Origin of the sequence: Dolichospermum sp. LEGE 00246 (assembly GCF_015207865.1) — a bacterium.
In the GTDB taxonomy this organism is placed as follows: Bacteria; Cyanobacteriota; Cyanobacteriia; order Cyanobacteriales; family Nostocaceae; genus Dolichospermum; species Dolichospermum heterosporum.
In genome coordinates this window covers 1-2,901 of sequence record NZ_JADEWA010000579.1, presented here as the reverse complement: position 1 = coordinate 2,901, position 2,901 = coordinate 1, and the positions used below count along the sequence as shown (strand labels likewise).

The 2,901-nt window shown below is 36.4% G+C and carries 2 protein-coding genes; both read left to right on the top strand.

All coding sequences use genetic code 11. The features are described 5' to 3' along the window. A partial coding sequence (locus IQ228_RS24240; RefSeq protein WP_228044057.1) for a hypothetical protein occupies positions 1 to 225 on the top strand: 225 nt, incomplete at its 5' end. Between the two features lie 292 nt (positions 226 to 517). Further along, positions 518 to 2,901: class I SAM-dependent DNA methyltransferase (locus IQ228_RS24235; protein WP_193964722.1), on the top strand; the 2,384-nt coding region annotated here is incomplete at its 3' end.

Here is a 2,901-nt window from a genome sequence, read left to right as displayed (position 1 = left end):
GGTTTAACCCGATTGACTTTTTTAGCTCGGCGTGATATTTTTATAATGGGAGTGTGTGCATTAATAAAAATTTTGCCCGCATCTAATTATATTGATATAACTATATTACCACATTCAGCGCGATCGCCACCCCTAAAAAAAGAATTTTTTGAAGAAAAACTTAGGGACTTCCAATTAAAAAAATCCCCAAAAGTTTCTTGTGGTGCGGGACGAATTGCCCGCTAATTACCAAGGACAAGGATGCCCATCCCACAAAATTGGGTAATTTATTTTTTGGTGATCCCTTATACTGCAAACGGTTCATAGTTTAACCAAATAAGTAGTGAGACAGAATTAATTACACAATGTCATTGCGTAAGCGTTGCGTGGCGTTAGCCATATGGAACGAAGTGAAATCAAGCAATTCCAAGGGTTGTGATTGCTTCCCTTCCCTCGCAATGACTGTAAATATTTTTGTCCAATTACTTATCAGACAAAAATCCTGTAAAATCCTGAAATGTTGTAAATCATGATTCTGATGAAAAATGAAGATAGCCAACGAGTAGAAATATTCCTCAAAAAATGGAAAGGTTCGCAAGGTAATGAGAGAGCAAATTATCAGGGTTTCTTTTTAGAACTTTGTGATGCTTTGACGGTAGAACGTCCATTACCTAAAGGTAGTATGGCAAATGATCCTTATTGTTTTGATAAAGACATCAAAATTTTTAACAAAGATGGAGTTACTACAAACTTTGCAGACTTCTACAAAGAAGGACATTTTTTAATTGAAGCTAAACAAGGGGGAAATGCAGCTAAACGTGGTACTGCTAAACGAGGAACAAAAACCTACGACATAGCAATGGAAAAAGCTTTTTATCAAGCTCAAAGTTATACGCCTTTTTTACCAAGTAAACCTCCCTTTTTAATTACCTGTGATATTGGTTCACATTTTGAAATTTGGATGAGTTTTAGTGGTAATTATGGCGGTTATGGTGCGCGGGAAAAAATTAATCTTGATCAGCTTTTAGATGAGAAAGTATTTAATCGCTTTGTTGCGATATTTAATGATCCTCAAAGTCTCAACCCGGAAAAATATCGAGCGCGGGTAACAAGAGAAGTAGCTGATACTTTAGCTAAATTAGCGCGGTGGTTGGAACAACAAGGATACGAACCTAAAGAAGTCGCCAATTTCCTCATGCGCTGCATTTTTACCATGTTTGCAGAAGATGTAAAATTATTGAAAGGCGATGTTTTTACTAAAGCTTTAAAAGAACGTTGGTTGGTTGAACCGAAAACATTTAAAACCCAGATTGAAAAACTTTGGAAAGTTATGAATACTGGGGGAGAATTTAACTTTGATGAAATTCCCCAATTTAATGGCAGCTTTTTTAAAGATGCTACAGCTTTTGATTTACCCAAAGAACAGTTAGAAGTCCTATCGGAAGCTGCAAATAAAGATTGGACAGAGGTAGAACCGGCGATTTTTGGGACTTTATTAGAACGAGCTTTAGATAGTAAGGAACGGAAAAGTTTAGGAGCGCATTACACACCCCGATCCTATGTAGAGCGGTTAGTGCGTCCGGTGGTAATAGAACCTTTACGATCAGAATGGTTATTAGTTGAATCGGAAGTTGATCGGTTTTTAACTCTGAAGGAAAAACAGCAAAAACCGACAAAGACACAAATAGAAAAGGCTGAAAATGAGATTCGGGGATTTTTAGAGAAATTACAACAAATTCGGATTCTTGACCCTGCTTGTGGTTCGGGTAATTTCTTGTATGTGACTTTAGATTTGCTGAAAACATTGGAACAGGAAGTACAGATGCGCTTGCTGGATGTTTTGGGTAAGGTGACAACGAATTTATTAGAGGAATTTGATCCCCGGTTAGCAGGAAGAAAACAGATAAATCCAGCGCAATTTTTAGGGATTGAAATTAATCCTAGAGCGGCGGCGATCGCAGAGTTAGTAATTTGGATTGGTTATTTACAATGGCATTTTAAACGCTATGGAAGTACACCACCACCAGAACCGATTTTACAGGATTTTCATAATATTGAACATCGTGATGCGGTGTTAGATTATGATGGCAAGGAGTTAGATATTGATGCTAAAACGGGTAAGGTAAAAACTCGCTGGGGTGGAAAAATGATCAAGCATCCTGTGACGGGTGAAGATGTTCCTGATTCGAGTGATCAAGTTCCTATTTATCGTTATCTTAATCCTCGTCCTGCTCAATGGCCAGATGCAGATTATATTGTTTCTAATCCTCCTTTTATTGGTAAAATAAATATGCTTGAGTCTTTAGGAGAAGGTTATGTCCAGGCAATAAGAGATACTCATAAGGACATACCAGCTTCTGCTGATTTGGTTATGTATTGGTGGAATCAAGCGGCTAAGTTAACTCAGCAAAGTAAAATTAGAGCCTTTGGTTTTATATCAACTAACTCATTACGTCAAACATATAATCGTCGTGTTACAGAATCTTATCTTGAATCTAGTAAAAATCCCATTTCTATTATCTTTGCTATTCCAGATCATCCTTGGTTAGATTCTGTAGATGGTGCTGATGTCCGTATTTCAATGACAGTAGCAACTTTGGGTAATAATGATGGAAAACTACTAAAGCTTATTAATGAAGAGTATATTGAACTATCTGAAGGCAGAGAAATTCAACTATCTTTGGAGAATATTTCTGGAAAAATTCAGTCAAATCTTACTATAGGAGCTTCAGTTACAAAGACAATAGCTTTACAAGCAAATTCAAAACTCGCAAATACAGGATTAACAGTTGGTGGACGTGGTTTTATATTAGATGATAAAGAATATAAATATCTGATTGATACTGAACCAAAAAGCAAGTTATTCATTTTTCCTGTGGTAAATGGAAGAGATTTAACTGATAAAAATAGAAAACTATGGAT